Origin of the sequence: Nonomuraea sp. NPDC050547 (assembly GCF_044457345.1) — a bacterium.
GTDB lineage: Bacteria > Actinomycetota > Actinomycetes > Streptosporangiales > Streptosporangiaceae > Nonomuraea.
On sequence record NZ_JBITGW010000002.1, the window covers coordinates 594173 to 611293 of the forward strand.

Sequence of the window (17121 nt, forward strand, 5' to 3'; positions counted from 1 at the left end):
GTCAAACCGATCACATCGTCCCGTAACGCCGTACCCAGCCTGACCATTTCCGCGCATGGCGCAGAAGACTCTTTGCCGTGCTCAGTGCGACTCCCTGGCCACGGACGAGCCACTCGAACCGGTGAGGAAGTCCAGGTCGCAGCCCCGGTCGGCCTGCAGGACGTGCTCCACGTAGAGCTTCTCCCAGCCTCTGGCCGGGCGGGCGAAACCGGTCGTGACCGGCTCGCGGGCGGCCAGGTCGGCGTCGGGCACGTCCACCCGCAGCGTCCTGCCCGGCACGTCGAGCACGATCGGGTCGCCGGTCCTGACCCTGGACAGCGGCCCGTCCGCGGCGGCCTCGGGCGCGACGTGCAGCACGACGGTGCCGTAGGCGGTGCCGCTCATCCGCGCGTCGCTGACGCGCACCATGTCGCGCACGCCCTTGGCCAGCAGTCTGGCGGGCAGCGGCAGGTTGCCGACCTCCGGCATGCCCGGGTAACCCTTGGGGCCGCAGCCGCGCAGCACCAGCACGGAGTCCTCGTCGGCGTCCACGGTGTCCAGGCGCGTGTGCAGGTCCTCGACGCTGTCGAAGACGATCGCCCGGCCGCGGTGGCGCAGCAGTTCCGGCGAGGCGGCCGCGGGCTTGATCACCGCGCCGTCCGGGGCCAGGTTGCCGCGCAGCACGGCGATGCCCGCGTCGGGCAGCAGCGGGTCGGTGCGCGGCCGGATCACGCCCGCGTCCCAGATCGGCGCGTCGCCGAGGTGGTCGGTGAGCGGGCGTCCGGTGACGGTGCGGGCCGCTGGGTCGAGAAGGTCCTCCACCTGATGGAGTACGGCCCGCAGCCCACCCGCCCTGAACAGGTCGTCCATGAGGTGCCGCCCGGCCGGCCGCAGGTCGGCCAGCAGCGGCACCCCGGCGCCGGTCCGGTCGAAGTCGTCGAGGCTCAGCTCCACGCCGAGCCGCCCGGCGATGGCCAGCAGGTGCACGACCGCGTTGGTGGAGCCGCCGATCGCGGCCAGGGTGACGATCGCGTTGAGGAAGGAGGGGCGGGTCATGACCGTACTGGGCCGCCGGTCCTCCCGGACCAGCTCGGCCGCCAGCGCGCCGCTCGCGTGCGCGCGTTCGAGCAGGCGGCTGTCGGCGGCGGGGGTGCCCGCGGTGCCCGGGACGGTCATGCCGAGCGCCTCGGCCACGCAGGCCATCGTCGAGGCGGTGCCCATGGTGTTGCAGTGCCCGCGGCTGCGGATCATGGAGGACTCGGACTCCAGGAACGACGCGCGGGTCAGCGTGCCGGCCCGCACCTCCTCGCTGAGCCGCCACACGTCGGTGCCGCAGCCCAGCGGCACGCCCTGGAAGTGGCCGGTCAGCATCGGCCCGCCGGGCACGACCAGCGCGGGCAGGTCCACGGAGGCGGCGGCCATGAGCAGCGAGGGGATCGTCTTGTCACAACCGCCGAGCAGCACGACGCCGTCCACGGGGTTGGCGCGCAGCATCTCCTCGGTGGCCATGGCGGCGAGGTTGCGCCAGAGCATGGCCGTCGGGCGGACGTTGGTCTCGCCGAGCGAGACGACGGGCAGGTTCAGCGGTACGCCTCCGGCCGCCCAGATGCCGGCGGCGACGCTCTTGGCCACCTCGTCGAAGTGGGCGTTGCAGGGGGTGAGGTCGGAGGCGGTGTTGGCGATGGCGATCTGGGGGCGTTCGAAGGCGTCGGCCGGGGTGCCGCGCCGCATCCAGGCGCGATGGATGTAGGAGTTTCTGTCGTCGCCTGCGTACCACCGAGCACTGCGGAGAGGCATCCCGGCAGCTTAGCGCCCACATGATCGGGATATATAAGACATATCCCCCCTTAAGGGGAGGTATGTGATGCGCCGGTTCATCCTGTTCGTGGCTTCGCTGGCCGCCGCCGCACCGCTGTCGTTGTTCGCCCTGGCGCCCGCGTCCGCCGCCTCGTCGTGCGTGTACGAGGTGGCGCCGCCGTACCCGGCCAACCTGTGGATCAGGTCGGGTCCTGGCACGCAGTACGAGCGCGTGGGCGCGGTGCGTTACGGCGAGACCGTCGAGGGCTCCTGCGGAGGCGGCCGCGCCTGGATGCGCGTGTGGACCGGCGACTCCGAAGGCTGGGCCTACGGCCCGTACCTGGAGCCGGTCGACTACGACTACTAGAGCGCCTCCAGGACCGTCGCGTTGGCCAGCCCGCCCGCCTCGCACATCGTCTGCAGGCCGTAGCGGGCGCCGCGCTCGCGCATGGCCCCGACCAGGGTCGTCATGATGCGGGCGCCGCCGGCCCCGAGGGGGTGGCCCAGCGCGATCGCGCCGCCCTTCACGTTGACCTTGGCCGGGTCGGCGCCGGTCTCCTGCTGCCAGGCCAGCACCACGCTCGCGAACGCCTCGTTGACCTCGAACAGGTCGATGTCGTCCAGGCGCAGCCCGGCCCTGCGCAGCACCTTGCCGGTGGCCGGGATGACGCCCGTGAGCATGAGCAGCGGATCGGAGCCGGTCACGGCGAAGGAGTGCAGCCTGGCCAGTGGGCGCAGGCCCAGGCGGGCGGCGTTCTCGCTCGTGGTGATGAGCAGGGCGGCGGCGCCGTCGTTGATCGGGCTGGAGTTGCCCGCGGTGACCGACCAGTCGATCTGCGGGAAGCGCTCGGCGTGGCCGGGGTCGGCGAAGGCGGGCTTCAGTCCGGCCAGGATCTCGGTCGTGGTGGCGGGCCGTACCGACTCGTCGTGGGCGAGGCCGGCGATCGGGGCGAGCTCGGCGGTGAAGTCGGCGGCGGCGGCCTTGGCGTGGGAGACGGCGGAGAAGGCGTCCATCTGCTCGCGGCCGAGCGACCACTTGGCGGCGATCAGCTCGGCGCTGACGCCCTGGGGCACCAGGCCGCCGGGGAACCGCCCGGCCACGCCGGGGCCGAACGGGTCCTTGCCCGGCGGCACGTTCGACCACATCGGCACCCGGCTCATCGACTCCACGCCGCAGGCCACCACCAGGTCGTAGGCGCCGGCGATGACGCCCTGGGCGGCGAAGTGCACGGCCTGCTGGGACGAGCCGCACTGGCGGTCCACCGTCACGGCGGGAACCGAGTCGGGGAAACCCGCCGACAGCCAGGCGTGGCGGGTGGTGTTCATGGCCTGCTCGCCGACCTGGTCGACGGTCCCGCCGATCACGTCGTCGACCAGCGCGGGGTCCACTCCCGAGCGCTCCACCAGGGTACGCAGCGTGTGGGCGAGCAACTCGACCGGATGGACCCCGGCCAGGGCGCCGTCCGGCTTGCCCTTGCCGATGGGGGTGCGCACGGCCTGCACGATGACGGCGTCACGCATGGAGCCCTCCCGCTGTTAGTTGGAAAACTGGACTTACTGTAGACCGGGTTCGTCTGGTTTTCCAACGCACTGCCGTACCCTGGGATGATGACGACGGCACGGCCCTGCACGATCGCCGACGCCCTCGCGGTGGTCGGCGAGAAGTACTCCCTGCTCATCCTGCGCGAGGTCTTCTTCGGCGTGCGCCGCTTCGACGCGATGGCGCGCAACATCGGCGCGCCCCGCGACATCCTGACCGCGCGGCTCAAGCGCCTGGTCGAGGCCGGGCTGCTGGAGAAGGTCGCCTACAGCGAGCGCCCGCCGCGCTACGAGTACCGGCCGACGGCGGCCGGGGTGGAGCTGCAGGGCGTGCTGCACCTGCTGCGCCAGTGGGGCGACCGGCACCTGCCCGGCAACCCGCCGGTCGTCTTCTCGCACACCTGCGGGCAGGAGCTCGACCCGGTCGTGACCTGCCGGGGCTGCGGGGAGAGCGTGGCGCCGGGCTCGCTGACGGCGGACTTCAGGGCGCCCGGATGGGGCGCGTCCGGCGCCCGCTGACCCCGCCGGAACGGGCCGGAACTCCGAGCGGCCGTCCGGACCGGCCGTGCTCGCCCAGACCGCCGAGGACCTGGCGCTCGACCTGTTCACGCCGGCCTTCGTCACTACGCTGACGGCGGATCCGCGCCCGGCGTAACGCCTGTCCCGGCCGTCCGCCCCGCCAGTAGCGTCGGGCGCATCATGATCGAGCTCCTCAAGGACGGCACCTACCTGCGCTACTGGCTGGCGGTGGTCATCTCCTTCCTCGGTGACGCGATGACCCGCGTCACGCTGATCTTCCTGGCCGGCCGGCTGACCGACAACCCGGTCGTCATCTCGCTGGTCGTGCTGTCACAGCTGCTGCCCTCCGGGGTGCTCGGCGCCTTCGTCGGCCCGCTGGCCGACCGGCTGCCCACCCGGACGCTGCTCATCGGCGCCGACCTGGCCCGGGTCCCCGTCGTGCTCGCCATGATCCCCGCGCTCGACTCGATGGGGCTGCTGCTCGCGCTCATCCTGCTCGAAGGCGTCGGCAAGGCGTTCTTCGAGACCGCCAGGATCACCGCCATCCCGAGGGTCGTCGGCGGACACGACATCGCCTCGGCGGTGGCGTTGTTCCAGAGCACCAACCAGACGGTCCACATGATCGGGCCCGCGCTCGGCGGCCTGCTCGTCGCCCTGGGCAGCGTACCGGTCGTGCTGGGGCTCAACGCCGCGACCTTCGTGGTCTCGGCCGTGCTGCTGGGCAGCCTCGGCGTGCTGCGCGAAGGGCCGGTCGCGCGGGCCGCGGCGGAGCCGTACTGGCAGGCGCTGCGGGCCGGGGTCAGCGGCGTGCTCGCCATCCCGTCCCTGCGCTTCCTGCTCGCCTTCCTCGTCCCCGTCACGCTCGTGACCGGCCTGTTCACCACCGGCTTCAACGCCCAGCTCCTCACCGTCTTCGACCTTCAGGCCATGGAGTACGGCACCGCCCAGGCCCTGTTCGCCGGCGGCTCGATCGCCGGAGCGCTCCTCGGCCCCGCCCTGATCCGACGCTACGGCTCGACGCCCCGGACGCTGGTGGCCACCGTCACCCTGTTCGGCCTGGCCCTGCTCACCCCCGCACTCCTCGGCGGCAGCCCCGGGCTTGCCGTGATCGTCGGCTGGTGCCTGGTCGTCGGCCTCTTCGCCAGCCTCTTCCAGGTGCCGCTGGCCAACACCATGCTCAGCGACCTGCCCGAGGAGCTGCGGGGCAGAGGCGTGGGGCTGCTCAACACGGTCATGGTCAACTTCATGCTGGGCGGGGTGGCGCTGGGCGGGCCCGCGGCGAGCGCGTTCGGGGTTGCGGGGTCGCTGGTCGCCTCGGGGGTCGTGCTGCTGATCGCCTGCGCGGCGTTCCTGCCCGCCGCCCTGCGGGCCCGGCCCGCCGTACCCCGGGAGGGCTGAGATACCTTGACCGCCGTGACGGAACCCCTCCTCGACCTCGTCCGCCCGCACCCCGTGCCTCACGCCGGCTCCGAGGGCGGCGCCGCGCTCCGGCTGGTCGTGCGGGTGCCCTGCTGGGCCGGCCGCCTGGGCCTCGGGGGAGTGGCGGAGATGGAGGCGGCCGTCCCCGCGTACGGGAGACTGGGATGATGATCGACCTGCTGACGGCCGCGCCGGGGCCCGAGTTCCACATTCCCGGCTCCACACTGCCGGTCCGCCTGGCCCGTCTGCACGGCGCCACGTCCGTGGTCCGCTTCCCGGCCGGGTGGGAACGCCGCCCGCGCGGCCACTATCTGGCGGGGGAGGAGTTCGTCATCCTGGCGGGCGCCCTTCACGTCTCCGGCGTCACCTACGCGCCCGGCCACCACGCCTGGCTGCCCGCCGGCACGCTCCGCCACGACTCCGCCGCCCCGGAAGGCGCGGTGGCGCTGGCGCGCTTCGCCGGCCCGCCCACGTGGGTGCCGAGCCTTCTGGACGAGGCCGACGGTCCCACGGTGCGCACGCCGCTGGAGAGCGTGGTCATCCCGCCGGGCGGGCTGGCGCTCTCGCCGCTGTCGTGGCTGCGGGACTCCCCGGTGCCGCTGCAGGGGAGCGCGGAGATCGTCACGGTGGGCACGTGGACGTGGCAGCTGTCAGCTTTCATGCCCGAGGGACGGGTGCTGGTCCGCGCCTGAGCCGTGGAGCCCCAGCGCGTGGCGGAGGAGGGCGCGGATCTCGGAGTAGGGGATCGGGTTCTCTTCGAGCAGGACCCCGGCGCAGACGCCGTCCGACGCCGCGACCAGGGAGCGGATGAGGATCGGGTCGTCGGTGTACTGGCGGGCCACCTCGGCGACCGTGGCCCGCCAGTGCCCGGCGACGGGGCGCAGCGCCGGGCGGCGGGTCGCCAGCAGGGTCAGCTCGCGTTCGGCCAGCGCGCGGGCGCGGCCGGGGCCCGCCGCGTCGGAGATGAGCTGGGCCAGGCCGTCCACGCCGTCGCGGCCGTCGTCGATGATGGCGCGCAGCTGGCGGGCGTACTCGCCGGAGGCCGCGGTCAGCGCCGCGACCAGCAGGTCGTCGAGCGTGGCGAAGTAGTAGAGCGCCAGGCTCGGCGGCGCGCCCGCCTCGGCCGCGACCGAGCGATGCGTCACCCCGGCGACGCCCTCGCGCTCGATCACCCGGAGCGTGGCCTCGATGATCTCCCGCCGGCGCCGCTCTCCTCTGGCCTTGCGCCCGTCCGTGCCGGCCACGGCCTCGTTCAATGCCGTCCTCCCGTGTTAATTGAACGTGCGTACAACAAGTTACCGTAGGCTGGTCCCCATGGAAAACGTGATCATTGAACCCCAGACCGGCCGGGCGCTTGAGGTGGCGCGCGGCAGCCTGATCGAGGTCGTCGACCTGGAAGGCCGTCAGGTCGGTGACATGTGGGCCGTCGACGGCGCCGCTCCACACCGCTGGCTGTCCACGGCCCACACCCGCGACCGGCTGGAGCGCCTGTTCCCGAAGACCGGCGAGGCGTTCAGAGACCAGGCCGGCGAGCCCATGCTCGAACTGGTCGCCGACACCTCGCCGGGCCCGCACGACATGCTCTACCCGCCGTGCAACGCCCCGTTGTACGAGGCCGAGGGGCTGTTCGGGCACCCCAACTGCCACGACAACTTCCTGGGCGCGGTGTCGGCGGCGGGCCTGTCGCTGCCGGTCGTGCCCGATCCGGTCAACCTCTTCCAGAACTCCCCGCCGCGGCCCGACGGCTCCCTGCCCGTCGGCACGGCGGCCTCGAAGGCGGGAGACAGCGTCACCTTCCGCGCGCTGCGGGACCTGTGGTTCGTGCTCACCTCGTGCTCGGTGGACAACTGGCCGACCAACGACTACGTCTGCACGCCGCTGGCCGTACGGGTCACTCGCTGATCGGCGGGCCGATCGGCTCGGTGTAGCAGAAGAAGACGATCGGACGGCGCTCGGCCGGATCGTCCCCGGCGTTCTCGCCCAGCGACTGGTAGCGCATCACCAGGTCGTCGAGTTCTTCGTCGAAGCGGCTCAGCTCCCGCGCGGTCAGCCGCATCGGGCCCTTGCGGGCGAGGGTCGAGGCGTCCTGCCACTCGGGGGGCCAGGTGTGCATGCCGTTCACCCACTCCCGCATCCGCTCGGCCGTGGCGTCGATGAGCTGGAGCATCGTGGCCCGCGAGGCGACGCGGCCGACCGGGTCGTCGGCGAACTCCGAGGGCGTCATCGACACGCTCTCGGTCGGCACCAGGCGCCACCAGCGCTCGCGCCGATCGCGCGCCAGCTCGGGCACCTCCGTCACCAGCCCGTGCAGCGCGAGCTGGCGCATGTGGTAGCTGACGACGCCCACGGGCTGGGTGAGCCGCTCGGCGAGCATGCCGACCGTGGCCGGGCCCGCCTCGTGCACCAGCAAGAGCAGCCGCATCCGCAGGGGGTGGCTGAGCGCCTTGAGCGTGCCGGCGTCCTTGGGACCTAGGTGGCGGCGAGCCTGTTCCATGCCGTCACCCTACTGGAAAGGTTGTACAAGGATTCTTGTACAACTATTGTCGTCGACTGTGCAGCCGTTGAGAAAGAACCTCCGCTTCCAGCTGTTCTGGCTGGGCTCGGCCGCCTCGGGACTGGGCTCGACCCTCACCCTGCTGGCCTACCCCCTGCTGGTCCTGGCGCTGACCGGCTCACCGGGCCAGGCCGGGCTGATCAGCGCGGTCAGCCTGGCGAGCGGGATGCTCTTCGCGCTGCCCGCCGGCGTGCTCGTGGACCGCTGGGACCGGCGCCGCGTCCTGCTGGGCGCCGACCTCGTCCGCGCCGCCACGATGGCGAGCGTCGCGCTGGCCGCCGTGAGCGACAGCCTGGTCCTGCCGCACCTGGTGGCGGTGGCCATCGTGAACGGCGCCGCCGGCGCGATCTTCGAACCCGCCCACGCCGCCTCCCTGCGGACCCTGGTGCACAAGGAGCAGCTGCCCGGCGCCTACGCCCAGGAACAGACCCGCCAGCACGCCGCCGAACTGGCCGGGCCCCCGCTCGGCGGCCTCCTGTTCGCCGTCGGGCGGGCGTTGCCCTTCGTCGTCGACGCGCTCACCTACGTGGTCTCCTTCGTCTGCGTGGCGCTCGTGCGCGTACCCCGGCGGCCGGAGGAGCAGGCCCCGCGCCAGAGCATGTACCAGGGGATCGCCGAAGCCGTCCGCTGGATGTGGGAGCGCCGCCTGCTGCGCGCCGTCTGCGGCCTCGTCCTGGCGGTCAACCTGGCGTTCAACGCGACCACGATCCCGCTGATCGTCCTGGTCGGTGCCCCGGAACAGGTCGGCGTCGTCATGGCAGCCCTGGGCGTCGGCGGCCTGATCGGTGCCGCGATCTCCGGCCGCCTCATCAAGTCGCTGCCCACCGGCGCGCTCATGCTGGCCGGGTGCTGGTTCCTCACGGTCGCCCTGCCGTTGATGGTGCTGCCGCTCGGCTGGTACTGGCCCGCGAGCGTCCTGTTCGTCACCGGCCTGGTCGCGCCGGCGCTGAACATCGCGCTGGTGGTCGAGGTCGCCAGATCTGTCCCCGACCACATGCAGGGCCGCGTCCAGTCGCTGCTCAACGTCGCCACCATGGGCGTCACGCCGCTGGCCCCGCTGCTCGGGGGAGTCCTCACGCAGTACGCCGGGCCCGTCACGGCCATCCTCGTGATCTGCGGCTACCTCGCCGTCTGCTGCGCCGTGGCCACCCTCTCCCCGACTCTCCGCCGCACCCCGGCCATGACCGAGTGACCACCCCGCGGCGCGGCCCCCGGCCTCACCGCCCCGGCCATGACCGCGCCGCCCACGTGCCCAGGGGCGGCACGGGCGCCCGGGGGCCCGCCACGCTGCCCGGAGCCCGTGATGGTGATCCCCGGGACACGGTGCATGGGGGTCACCATGCCCCGGGGGAGCTGGGCGGGAGCAGTACCGGCTAGGAGACCGTGACGCCGAGCAGATGTCCGAGGCCGAACGTGACCGATGCGGCCGCGACGCCCAGGGCGAGCTGGCGCAGGCCGCCCAGCCACCACGGCCGGGCCGTCATCCGCGCCACCACCGCCCCGAACCCGAACAACCCCAGCAGGCTCAGCACCACCGCCACCACCATTCCGGAAGCCCCGAACAGGAACGGCGCCAACGGCACCAGCGCCCCCACCGCGAACGCGCCGAACGACGAGGCCGCGGCCAGGTACGGCGAGGGAAGATCGTCAGGATCCACGCCGAGTTCCTCACGAACATGGACGCGCAGGGCCTGCTCCGGGTTGACCGACAGCCCGGCGGCCACCTTGGCGGCCAGATCGGGTGCGAGGCCGCGGGCACGGTAGAGGGCGGCGAGCTCGGCCTGCTCGCCTTCCGGGTCGCGGGCCAGCTCACGGCGCTCCACGGCGATCTCGGCACGCATCAGCTCGGTCTGGGACTTCACCGACGTGTACTCGCCCGCCGCCATCGAGCACGCCCCCGCGACCAGGCCCGCGAACCCGGCCAGCACCGCCCCACGCCCGGCCCCCGCCGCGCCGACCACTCCGGCGATCAGCGCGAAGTTGGACACCAGCCCGTCCATCGCCCCGAACACCGCCGGTCGCAACCACCCGCCGGTGACATCGCGGTGGTGACGATGTCTCTCTGGTGAGTACGGCGCGGCCAGCTCGACAGTCATGATTTCCTCCACATGATGACACCTTGTCGCCAAACCTAGGCATATTTCAGGAAGATCCGCAACGAAGGGGAGGCTAGCCTGACCTGCGGGAAGACCTGATGGTGCCACCATGACGCGAACATCTTCCCGAAAACCGGCACACCCGGCGCACGGAAGGGGAAGACCGCGAGCCCGCGACGCCGGGTGCAACCCGCAGGACTTTCGGGGCGCGGAGAGGCGGTCACGGGGCTGCCTGGCCCGGAAGCGAGCTCGCCCCCATCGCGCGATACGGCGATGAGGGCGAAGGCGCGTCGAGCGGGCCCGGGGCCGCCGAGGGGCGGGCCCGGGGGCGTGGGGGTGGGTCAGGCCGGGGCGGGGATGGCGTGGAGGTGGGGGCCGGGGGTGGGGGTGGGGATGAGGCGGCGGCAGTCCGCTATGGCCGACTCCAGCAACGTTCGCAGCACCTGGTCGGGATGGGGGATGCACGCCTGCACGATCCCCACCACCGACAACTGCACCGCGTTCGGCGCCGCGTACCGGCGGAAGCCCTTTTCGGTGATCCGCGCCGCCCGGCTGAACCTGCGTGCCTCGCGCGCCGTCTGCGGGACCTGGTCCATGGCCCGCCGGCTCGCGGCCGACAGCTGACCGGCCGGCCGCCCGTCGAGCCGGGCGAGCATCTCCTCGGCGGCCAGCACGGAGACGGCCAGCGCGAGCTGGCGTTCCGCGGCGGCCACGGGCAGGGCGGTGGTCGCGCAGCGCAGGGCGATCGTGGCGTCGACCCGCAGGTCGTCGCTGGACAGCCCGATGATGGACGGGACGAGTTCGGCGAGGCCGTTGCGGTTCTCGTCGCCGGTGTTGTCGTTGACGAGCCGGGCGAGCGCGGCCAGCAGCGGGTGCGTGCAGGCCGGATGGTCGCTCCAGCGCTCTCCTGCCAGGTAGGAAGCCAGTTCCATGAAGCACGCGCCGCGTTTCGGATTGCGGTGCCTGCCTCGCGACAGAACCGGCATGTGGTCGAGGTGGTTGTCCACGGATGCTCCACTACTCCACGTTCGCCTGTCTTTCCAGTCTGCGCTCCTGTCGCGCGAGATGCCAGTGGTGGGAGGTCTTGGCAACGGAGTCAACTCGCTTGACAGTGATGGTGGGGAGTGATCCCATCAATACGAGTTAGGAAGTTTTCCTAACTATCACCCCCCATCGAGGAGGATCCATGCGCGTGTTAGCCGGCGCGCTTGTGGTGGCGTTACTGATGAGCGTGGTGGCGGCCGTGCCTGCCTCGGCCGCGCCGACCCGCCACGAAGCGGAGAACGCCACCATCTCTCAGGGCCTCGTGGAATCCAACCACGCGGGCCACTCCGGTGCCGGGTTCGTCAACGGCGACAACGTGGCCGGAAGCTACACCGAGTTCACCGTCACCGCCGCGGCCGCGGGCCAGGCCGAGATCGCCATCCGCTACGCCAACGGCACCGCCGTCAACCGGGCCGCCGACGTCGCCGTGAACGGCACCGTGGTCTCCGCGGCCCGCGCGTTCAACGGCACCGGCGCGTGGTCCACGTGGGCGACCTCCACGCTCACCGCACCCGTGAGCGCGGGCGCCAACAAGATCCGGATCACCTCCACCACGGCCAACGGCAACCCCAACCTGGACTACGTCGACGTCGAGGTGGCCGCGCCCAGCTCCGACCTGCAGGCCGAGGACGCCACGATCGTCCAGGGCGTGGTGGAGTCGAACCACGCCGGGTTCACCGGCACGGGCTTCGTCAACTACGACAACGTCGTCGGCTCCCACGTGGAGTTCACGGTCAACGCGCCCACCGCGGGCAACTACGAGGTGAAGTTCCGCTTCGCCAACGGCACCACCGCCGACCGGGCCATGGCCATCACCGCCAACGGCGGCGCCGCCCAGAACGTGAGCTTCCCCGGCACCGGGGCCTGGACCACGTGGGTGGAGAAGTCCGTGACCGCCTCGCTCATCGCGGGCGCCAACAAGATCAGGGCCACCGCCACCACCGTGAACGGCGGGCCGAACCTCGACCGGATCAGCACCACCGTGCCGCCCGACCCGGAACCGCCGACCGCGCCGGGCAACCTGCGCGTCGTCGGCGAGGTCCGCCCGAGCGCCGTGGACCTGGCCTGGGACGCCTCCACCGACAACGTGGGCGTCTCCAGCTACGTCATCTACAACGGCGGCAACGTGATCAAAACCGTGGGCGGCAACCAGACCACGGCCACGGTCACCGGCCTGACGCCGAACACCGGCTACGTGCTGAGCGTGCTGGCCTACGACGCGGCCGGGAACGGCTCGCCCGCCAGCAACAACGTCCCCTTCACCACCCCGCCGAGCGACGACCACCAGGCGCCGACGGTGCCGGGCAACCTGCGCGCCACCAACGTGGCCGCCACCAGCATCACGCTGGCCTGGGCCGCCTCGACCGACAACGTCGAGGTCACCGGCTACCACGTCTACCGCGACGGCACGAAGTTCGCGACCGTGCCCGACCTGACCGCCACCGCGGACGGGCTCACGCAGAACACGCAGTACTCCTTCCAGGTCGAGGCCTTCGACGCCAACGGCAACATCTCGGCCAAGAGCCCCGCGCTGAACGTCAGGACCTCGACGCAGGCGACCGGCGGCGACCCGGTCTTCGACCGTGACGTCACCCAGCTCGACCTGCCGTGGGGCATCGCCTTCCTGCCCGACGGCAGCGCGCTGGTCGCCGAGCGCGACCGGTTCGAGATCGTGCGGGTCACGGCCACCGGCCAGAAGACCGTGGTCGGCAAGATCACCGAGGCGGTCGGCACCGTCGGCGAGGGCGGCCTGCTCGGGCTCGCGCTGTCGCCGAACTTCGCCACCGACCGCTACGTCTACGCCTACCACACCGCGTCCGGAGACAACCGGGTCGTGCGCTTCACGTACGAGAACAACGCCATCGGCGCCCGCGAGCCGGTCGTGACCGGCATCAGCAAGGCCAAGTTCCACAACGGCGGCCGGATCAAGTTCGGCCCGGACGGGATGCTCTACATCACCACCGGCGACGCCCAGACGAGCAGCAGGGCGCAGGACCTCAACTCGCTCAACGGCAAGATCCTCAGGGTCACGCCGACCGGCGCCGGCGCTCCCGGCAACCCGTTCCCGAACGCCCCGCGCGTCTACAGCCTCGGCCACCGCAACCCGCAGGGCATCGCCTGGGACTCCCAGGGCAGGCTGTGGGAGTCGGAGTTCGGCGACGGCACCTGGGACGAGCTCAACATCATCCAGGCGGGCAAGAACTACGGCTGGCCGACCTGTGAGGGCACCTGCGGCGACAGCCGGTACGTCAACCCGGTCAGGACGTGGAGCGTCTCCAGCGCCTCCCCGAGCGGATTGGAGATCGTCAACGACTGGATCTACATGGCGGCCGTGCGCGGCTCGCGCCTGTGGGTCATGAAGATCACCGGCAACACGACCGACACCCCGCGCGCCTTCTTCAACGGCAACTGGGGCCGGCTGCGCACCGTGGTCAAGACCCCCGACGGCGGCCTCTGGCTGACCTCGACCAACAACGACAAGAACGGGGGCACCCCCAGCACCATCGACAACGACATCGTCAGGCTGAAGTTCGCCGGCCCGCCGTTCGCGCTGACCAGTACGGCCTTCGCGAACAACGGCACCATCCCGGCGCGGTTCACCTGCGCGCAGGACGGGGTGTCGGGCAACGACATCTCGCCGCAGCTGGCCTGGTCCGGTTCGCCGGCCGGCACGCAGAGCTACGCGATCACCTTCATCGACACGGCCAACGGCGGCAAGCACTGGGCGATCTGGGACATCCCCGCCGCCAAGTCGTCGCTGCCGGAGGGACTCGGGCTCGGGTTCGAGGTGCCGAACCAGGCTCCGGCCAAGCAGAAGGCGATGAGCAGCGGCAACAAGTCGCTGCAGTACTTCGGGCCCTGTCCCGGCGGCTCGACCCACACGTACGAGTTCACGCTCTACGCGCTGGACACCGCGACGCTGCCGGGCGTGACCTCCGGCTCGTCGGTGGCGGCGGTGGAGACCGCGATCCTGGCCCGTGACCTGGCTTCGACCAAGCTGGCGGGCAACTCGAACGCGTCCACCCGCTGACCTGAGCGACAAGGAGGGGCCGGAGGCACTCGCCTCCGGCCCCTCGAAACATCGGAGGAGTGGGAAGCGATCTCACATAAGAGATCCCATCTTTCGCGGGAAAGGGTCCCCATGCACAGAACGACGCTGGTCATGATCTTAGTGGCCGGCATGCTCGTCTGGCCTGGCCAGACGGCATCCGCGGCCTCGGTCGTCTACGAGGCCGAGAGCGCGGCCATCGGCAACGGCGTGGTGGAGAGCAACCACGCGGGTTTCTCCGGCACCGGTTTCGTCAACAGCGCCAACGCGGCGGGCGCGTACGTGGAGTTCACGGTGAACGGCACCGGTGACACCAACCTGGCCTTCAGGTACGCCAACGGAACGACTGCCGCCCGTCCGGCCACGCTCACGATCAACGGATCCGCCATCGAGACCTTGCGGTTCGAGGGCACCGGCGCGTGGACGACGTGGAACAACGAGACCGTCGCCGCCGGCCTCGCCCAGGGCGCCAACAGCGTCCGTCTCACCGCCACCACCGCGGCGGGCCTGCCCAATGTCGACGCCCTGACCGAGGGCGCGCAGGACGGGGGCGGCACCGGCCCCATCGCCGACCCGATCCCGCAGAACCCCATCCAGTCCGGCCTCGGCCTGGTCCTCACCGAGTACGCCCAGTTCCCCAAGACCGACCCCGTGCCCTCGCCCACCGACTCCCGACTGCGCCGCCATGCCCGGATCAACCACCTGGGCCAGCTCGCCGACGGCCGCAGGTACGTCCCCGACCTCAACGGCAGGCTCTACACCCTGCCCGCGGGCGGCGGCGCACCCGGCGTGTACCTCGACCTCAGGGCCGCGGTGGGCGGTGACTTCTTCTCCGGCCGCGGACTGGGCAGCGGGTTCGGCTTCGTCGCCTTCCATCCGGACTTCGCGGCCAACGGCCGCTTCTACACCGCGCACAGCGAGGCGTTCCAGGCGCTGAGCACCCAGCGCGCCGACTGGACGCAGTCCGGCGCGGTCGTGCAGAGCGTGGTCACGGAGTGGACCGCGAGCGACCCCGCGGCGCCCGTCTTCAGCGGCACCCGCAGGCAACTGCTCCGCCTCGGCTTCGGCACCTACATCCACGGGATCCAGCAGATCGACTTCAACCCCAACGCCGCGCCGGGCAGCCCCGACCACGGCCTGCTCTACGTGGCCGCCGGCGACGGCGGCAGGGGCACGAGCGGCACCGTGCCGCAGGCCCGCAACCAGCCGTTCGGCAAGATCCTGCGCATCGACCCGCGCGGGAGCGACAGCGCCAACGGCCGGTACGGCATCCCGCCCGGCAACCCGTTCGCCGGCCGGCCGGGCACACTCGGCGAGATCTACGCCCTGGGCATGCGCGACCCGCACCGCTTCAGCTGGGACCGCGGCGGCAGCGGCCGGATGTTCCTCGGGCACATCGGCGAGCACGACATCGAGGCCGTCTACGACGTGCGGGCGGGCGACAACTTCGGCTGGAGCGAGCGCGAGGGCGCCTTCCGCTTCGACCGGAACGAGCCCTGCTACCTCTACCCGCTGCCCGCCGACGACAGCCGGTTCGGCTACACCTACCCGGTCGCCGCCTACGACCACAACGGCCCGCCCGGCTGCACCGGCGACCTCGGCCGGGCCATCGCCGGCGGCTTCGTCTACCGCGGCGCCGCGCTGCCCGCCCTTCAGGGCAGGTACCTGTTCGGCGACCTCGTGCAGGGCTGGATCTTCGCGACCAGCGAGACCGAGATGACCCGCGGCGGCACCGACCTCGCGCCGCTGCACCAGCTCAAGATCTACAACGCCGCCGGCAACCAGGTCACCATGCAGACCCTGGCCGGCACCTCCCGCGTGGACCTGCGCTTCGGCATGGACCGCGCGGGAGACCTGTTCGTGCTGTCCAAGGCCAACGGCAAGATCTGGAAGGTGACCGGCACCCGCTGATCACCAGACCAGATGGAGCGCCTCCGGGGCGCGGTGGATCAACGTCGGCGCCATCGTGACCTCGGGGCTCTCCAGCCGGATCCCCGGCAGCCTGCGGATCAGCTCCTCCAGCGTGATCCGCAGCTGCTCGCGGGCCAGCTGCGAGCCTGGGCAGCCGTGCACGCCGTGGCCGAAGCCGAGGTGGCGGGCGGGCGGCCGGGTGATGTCGAACCCTCCGGCGCCGTCGCGGCCCGCGGAGCCGTAGGAGACGAAGACCGCGTCTCCGGCCGTCAGCTCGGTGCCGGCGAAGGTGAGCGGGCGGGTGACCGTACGACGGAAGCCCTGCACGGGCGCCTCGAAGCGGGCGGTCTCCTCGATCGCGGCCGGGATGAGCTCCGGGCGCGCGCACAACGTCTCCCACTGCGCGCGGTCCCGCAGCAGATGGTGTACGGCGGAGCCGATCAGCGCGGTCGTGGTCAGGTGCCCGGCCAGCAGGAGGTTCTGCAGGTTGGAGACGATCTCGTTGCGTTCCTCGGTGGTCAGCAGGGCGGTGCCGGGGGCCAGCGCCCGCACCATCTCGGTCGTCAGATCGTCGCGCGGCTCCTTCCTGCGGGCGCGGGCGTAGTCGTCGAGCAGGTGCTGGAGCCGGACGATGTCGCGGGCCGCCGCGGCCTGCTCGTCGTCGGTCATGGGCTGGAACAGCAGGTCCTCGGCCCGGTTCCCGGCTTCGACGGCCGGGCGTACGTCGGCGGGGTCGAGGCCCATGAGGTGGCCGATGACGTCGGCGGCGAGCGGCCGCGCGTACGCCGACATCCACTCCACGCGGCCGTCGGCGGCGAAGGCGGCGACGAGCTCGGCGGCGCGGCGGGCGATGAACGGCGCGGCGGTGGCGACCCGCGCGGGCGACAGGCCGCGCGCCAGCGGCTTGCGCAGGCGGCGGTGCTCCTCGCCGTCTCTGCTCAGCACCGCGGGCCGCCCACCGAAGCCCTTGACCAGCTCGCTCAGCGCGGCGCGGCGCGGCAGGTGGTCGGGCCGGAGCGCGCCCTCGGAGGAGAAGTCCTCGGGGCGGCCGAGCACCTCGCGCACGTCCTCGTACCGGGAGACCAGCCATGCCTGCAGCTCGGGGACGAAGGTGAGACCCGGTTCGCGCCGGGCGGCTTCGTAGGTGGGGAACGGGTCGCGGTACAAGGCCTGGAGATCCACAGGCCCCATCTTCGCCCAGACCTCCCCATCTC

The 17121-nt window shown here is 72.0% G+C and carries 16 protein-coding genes; 9 read left to right on the forward strand and 7 right to left on the reverse strand.

Translation table 11 applies throughout. The annotated features are described in order from the left end of the window. Nucleotides 1-81: 81 nt before the first annotated feature. On the reverse strand, nt 82-1776 hold the full coding sequence (locus tag ACIBHY_RS07100; protein WP_397306191.1) for an IlvD/Edd family dehydratase: 1695 nt from the start codon (nt 1774-1776) through the stop codon (nt 82-84). Between the two features lie 67 nt (nt 1777-1843). Between ACIBHY_RS07100 and ACIBHY_RS07105 the strand changes: the two genes are divergently transcribed. Then, complete coding sequence (locus tag ACIBHY_RS07105) at nt 1844-2143, forward strand: SH3 domain-containing protein (RefSeq protein WP_397259319.1); 300 nt, start codon at nt 1844-1846, stop codon at nt 2141-2143. Here ACIBHY_RS07105 and ACIBHY_RS07110 read toward each other — a convergent pair. Then, nucleotides 2140-3297: a thiolase family protein gene (locus ACIBHY_RS07110; RefSeq protein ID WP_397259321.1), complete on the reverse strand. Its 1158-nt coding sequence runs from the start codon at nt 3295-3297 to the stop codon at nt 2140-2142. The genes ACIBHY_RS07105 and ACIBHY_RS07110 overlap by 4 nt on opposite strands. A gap of 87 nt (nt 3298-3384) precedes the next feature. Here ACIBHY_RS07110 and ACIBHY_RS07115 point away from each other — a divergent pair, with 87 nt between their 5' ends. The 4 genes from ACIBHY_RS07115 (at nt 3385) to ACIBHY_RS07130 (ending at nt 5945) form a co-directional block, all read left to right on the forward strand. Continuing rightward, nucleotides 3385-3834 carry a winged helix-turn-helix transcriptional regulator gene (locus ACIBHY_RS07115; protein ID WP_397306192.1) on the forward strand — a complete coding sequence of 150 codons (450 nt, stop codon included), beginning with the start codon at nt 3385-3387 and terminating at the stop codon, nt 3832-3834. 180 nt (nt 3835-4014) lie between these two features. Beyond that, entirely contained in the window at nt 4015-5232 is a 1218-nt protein-coding gene (locus ACIBHY_RS07120) for an MFS transporter (protein ID WP_397306193.1), read from the forward strand. 15 nt (nt 5233-5247) lie between these two features. Beyond that, on the forward strand, nt 5248-5421 hold the full coding sequence (locus ACIBHY_RS07125; protein ID WP_397259329.1) for a hypothetical protein: 174 nt from the start codon (nt 5248-5250) through the stop codon (nt 5419-5421). Then, a complete protein-coding gene (locus ACIBHY_RS07130; protein WP_397259331.1) occupies nt 5418-5945 on the forward strand; it encodes a hypothetical protein in 528 nt (175 codons plus the stop codon). The genes ACIBHY_RS07125 and ACIBHY_RS07130 overlap by 4 nt, the downstream gene beginning before the upstream one ends. On the opposite strand, the gene ACIBHY_RS07135 is transcribed toward ACIBHY_RS07130, so the two are convergent. Further along, on the reverse strand, nt 5904-6509 hold the full coding sequence (locus ACIBHY_RS07135; protein ID WP_397259333.1) for a TetR/AcrR family transcriptional regulator: 606 nt from the start codon (nt 6507-6509) through the stop codon (nt 5904-5906). The genes ACIBHY_RS07130 and ACIBHY_RS07135 overlap by 42 nt on opposite strands. A gap of 58 nt (nt 6510-6567) precedes the next feature. Between ACIBHY_RS07135 and ACIBHY_RS07140 the strand changes: the two genes are divergently transcribed. Then, on the forward strand, nt 6568-7155 hold the full coding sequence (locus ACIBHY_RS07140) for a DUF1989 domain-containing protein (RefSeq protein WP_397259335.1): 588 nt from the start codon (nt 6568-6570) through the stop codon (nt 7153-7155). On the opposite strand, the gene ACIBHY_RS07145 is transcribed toward ACIBHY_RS07140, so the two are convergent. Continuing rightward, nucleotides 7145-7747: an ArsR/SmtB family transcription factor gene (locus tag ACIBHY_RS07145; protein ID WP_397259337.1), complete on the reverse strand. Its 603-nt coding sequence runs from the start codon at nt 7745-7747 to the stop codon at nt 7145-7147. The genes ACIBHY_RS07140 and ACIBHY_RS07145 overlap by 11 nt on opposite strands. Here ACIBHY_RS07145 and ACIBHY_RS07150 point away from each other — a divergent pair. Further along, complete coding sequence (locus ACIBHY_RS07150; protein ID WP_397306194.1) at nt 7746-8999, forward strand: MFS transporter; 1254 nt, start codon at nt 7746-7748, stop codon at nt 8997-8999. The two genes, ACIBHY_RS07145 and ACIBHY_RS07150, sit on opposite strands and share 2 nt — an antisense overlap. Before the next feature lie 181 nt (nt 9000-9180). Here the strand turns inward: ACIBHY_RS07150 and ACIBHY_RS07155 are convergent, their stop codons facing one another. Together ACIBHY_RS07155 and ACIBHY_RS07160 are read right to left on the reverse strand one after the other, a co-directional pair. Continuing rightward, nucleotides 9181-9903 carry a VIT1/CCC1 transporter family protein gene (locus ACIBHY_RS07155; RefSeq protein ID WP_397259341.1) on the reverse strand — a complete coding sequence of 241 codons (723 nt, stop codon included), beginning with the start codon at nt 9901-9903 and terminating at the stop codon, nt 9181-9183. 341 nt (nt 9904-10244) lie between these two features. Next, the gene (locus ACIBHY_RS07160; protein WP_397259343.1) at nt 10245-10910 is read right to left on the reverse strand and encodes a hypothetical protein; all 666 of its coding nucleotides are present in this window, start codon (nt 10908-10910) and stop codon (nt 10245-10247) included. Between the two features lie 179 nt (nt 10911-11089). On the opposite strand from ACIBHY_RS07160, the gene ACIBHY_RS07165 reads away from it, so the two are divergent. Together ACIBHY_RS07165 and ACIBHY_RS07170 are read left to right on the forward strand one after the other, a co-directional pair. Then, the gene (locus ACIBHY_RS07165) at nt 11090-13978 is read left to right on the forward strand and encodes a YbhB/YbcL family Raf kinase inhibitor-like protein (RefSeq protein ID WP_397306195.1); all 2889 of its coding nucleotides are present in this window, start codon (nt 11090-11092) and stop codon (nt 13976-13978) included. A 111-nt stretch (nt 13979-14089) separates the two neighbouring features. After that, the gene (locus ACIBHY_RS07170; RefSeq protein WP_397306196.1) at nt 14090-15907 is read left to right on the forward strand and encodes a PQQ-dependent sugar dehydrogenase; all 1818 of its coding nucleotides are present in this window, start codon (nt 14090-14092) and stop codon (nt 15905-15907) included. Here ACIBHY_RS07170 and ACIBHY_RS07175 read toward each other — a convergent pair whose 3' ends face one another. Then, nucleotides 15908-17089, reverse strand: coding sequence for a cytochrome P450 (locus ACIBHY_RS07175; protein ID WP_397306197.1), 1182 nt, complete (start codon nt 17087-17089; stop codon nt 15908-15910). Nucleotides 17090-17121: the final 32 nt, after the last annotated feature.

Excerpts from the sequence above, each read along its gene's own strand:
- ACIBHY_RS07110 (WP_397259321.1), bottom strand. The coding sequence starts at position 3,297 with ATGCGTGACGCCGTCATCGTGCAGGCCGTGCGCACCCCCATCGGCAAG.
- ACIBHY_RS07100 (WP_397306191.1), bottom strand. The coding sequence starts at position 1,776 with ATGCCTCTCCGCAGTGCTCGGTGGTACGCAGGCGACGACAGAAACTCC.
- ACIBHY_RS07145 (WP_397259337.1), bottom strand. The coding sequence starts at position 7,747 with ATGGAACAGGCTCGCCGCCACCTAGGTCCCAAGGACGCCGGCACGCTC.
- ACIBHY_RS07105 (WP_397259319.1), top strand. The coding sequence starts at position 1,844 with ATGCGCCGGTTCATCCTGTTCGTGGCTTCGCTGGCCGCCGCCGCACCG.
- ACIBHY_RS07170 (WP_397306196.1), top strand. The coding sequence starts at position 14,090 with ATGCACAGAACGACGCTGGTCATGATCTTAGTGGCCGGCATGCTCGTC.
- ACIBHY_RS07150 (WP_397306194.1), top strand. The coding sequence starts at position 7,746 with ATGCCGTCACCCTACTGGAAAGGTTGTACAAGGATTCTTGTACAACTA.
- ACIBHY_RS07115 (WP_397306192.1), top strand. The coding sequence starts at position 3,385 with ATGACGACGGCACGGCCCTGCACGATCGCCGACGCCCTCGCGGTGGTC.
- ACIBHY_RS07155 (WP_397259341.1), bottom strand. The coding sequence starts at position 9,903 with ATGACTGTCGAGCTGGCCGCGCCGTACTCACCAGAGAGACATCGTCAC.
- ACIBHY_RS07140 (WP_397259335.1), top strand. The coding sequence starts at position 6,568 with ATGGAAAACGTGATCATTGAACCCCAGACCGGCCGGGCGCTTGAGGTG.
- ACIBHY_RS07165 (WP_397306195.1), top strand. The coding sequence starts at position 11,090 with ATGCGCGTGTTAGCCGGCGCGCTTGTGGTGGCGTTACTGATGAGCGTG.
- ACIBHY_RS07130 (WP_397259331.1), top strand. The coding sequence starts at position 5,418 with ATGATGATCGACCTGCTGACGGCCGCGCCGGGGCCCGAGTTCCACATT.
- ACIBHY_RS07120 (WP_397306193.1), top strand. The coding sequence starts at position 4,015 with ATGATCGAGCTCCTCAAGGACGGCACCTACCTGCGCTACTGGCTGGCG.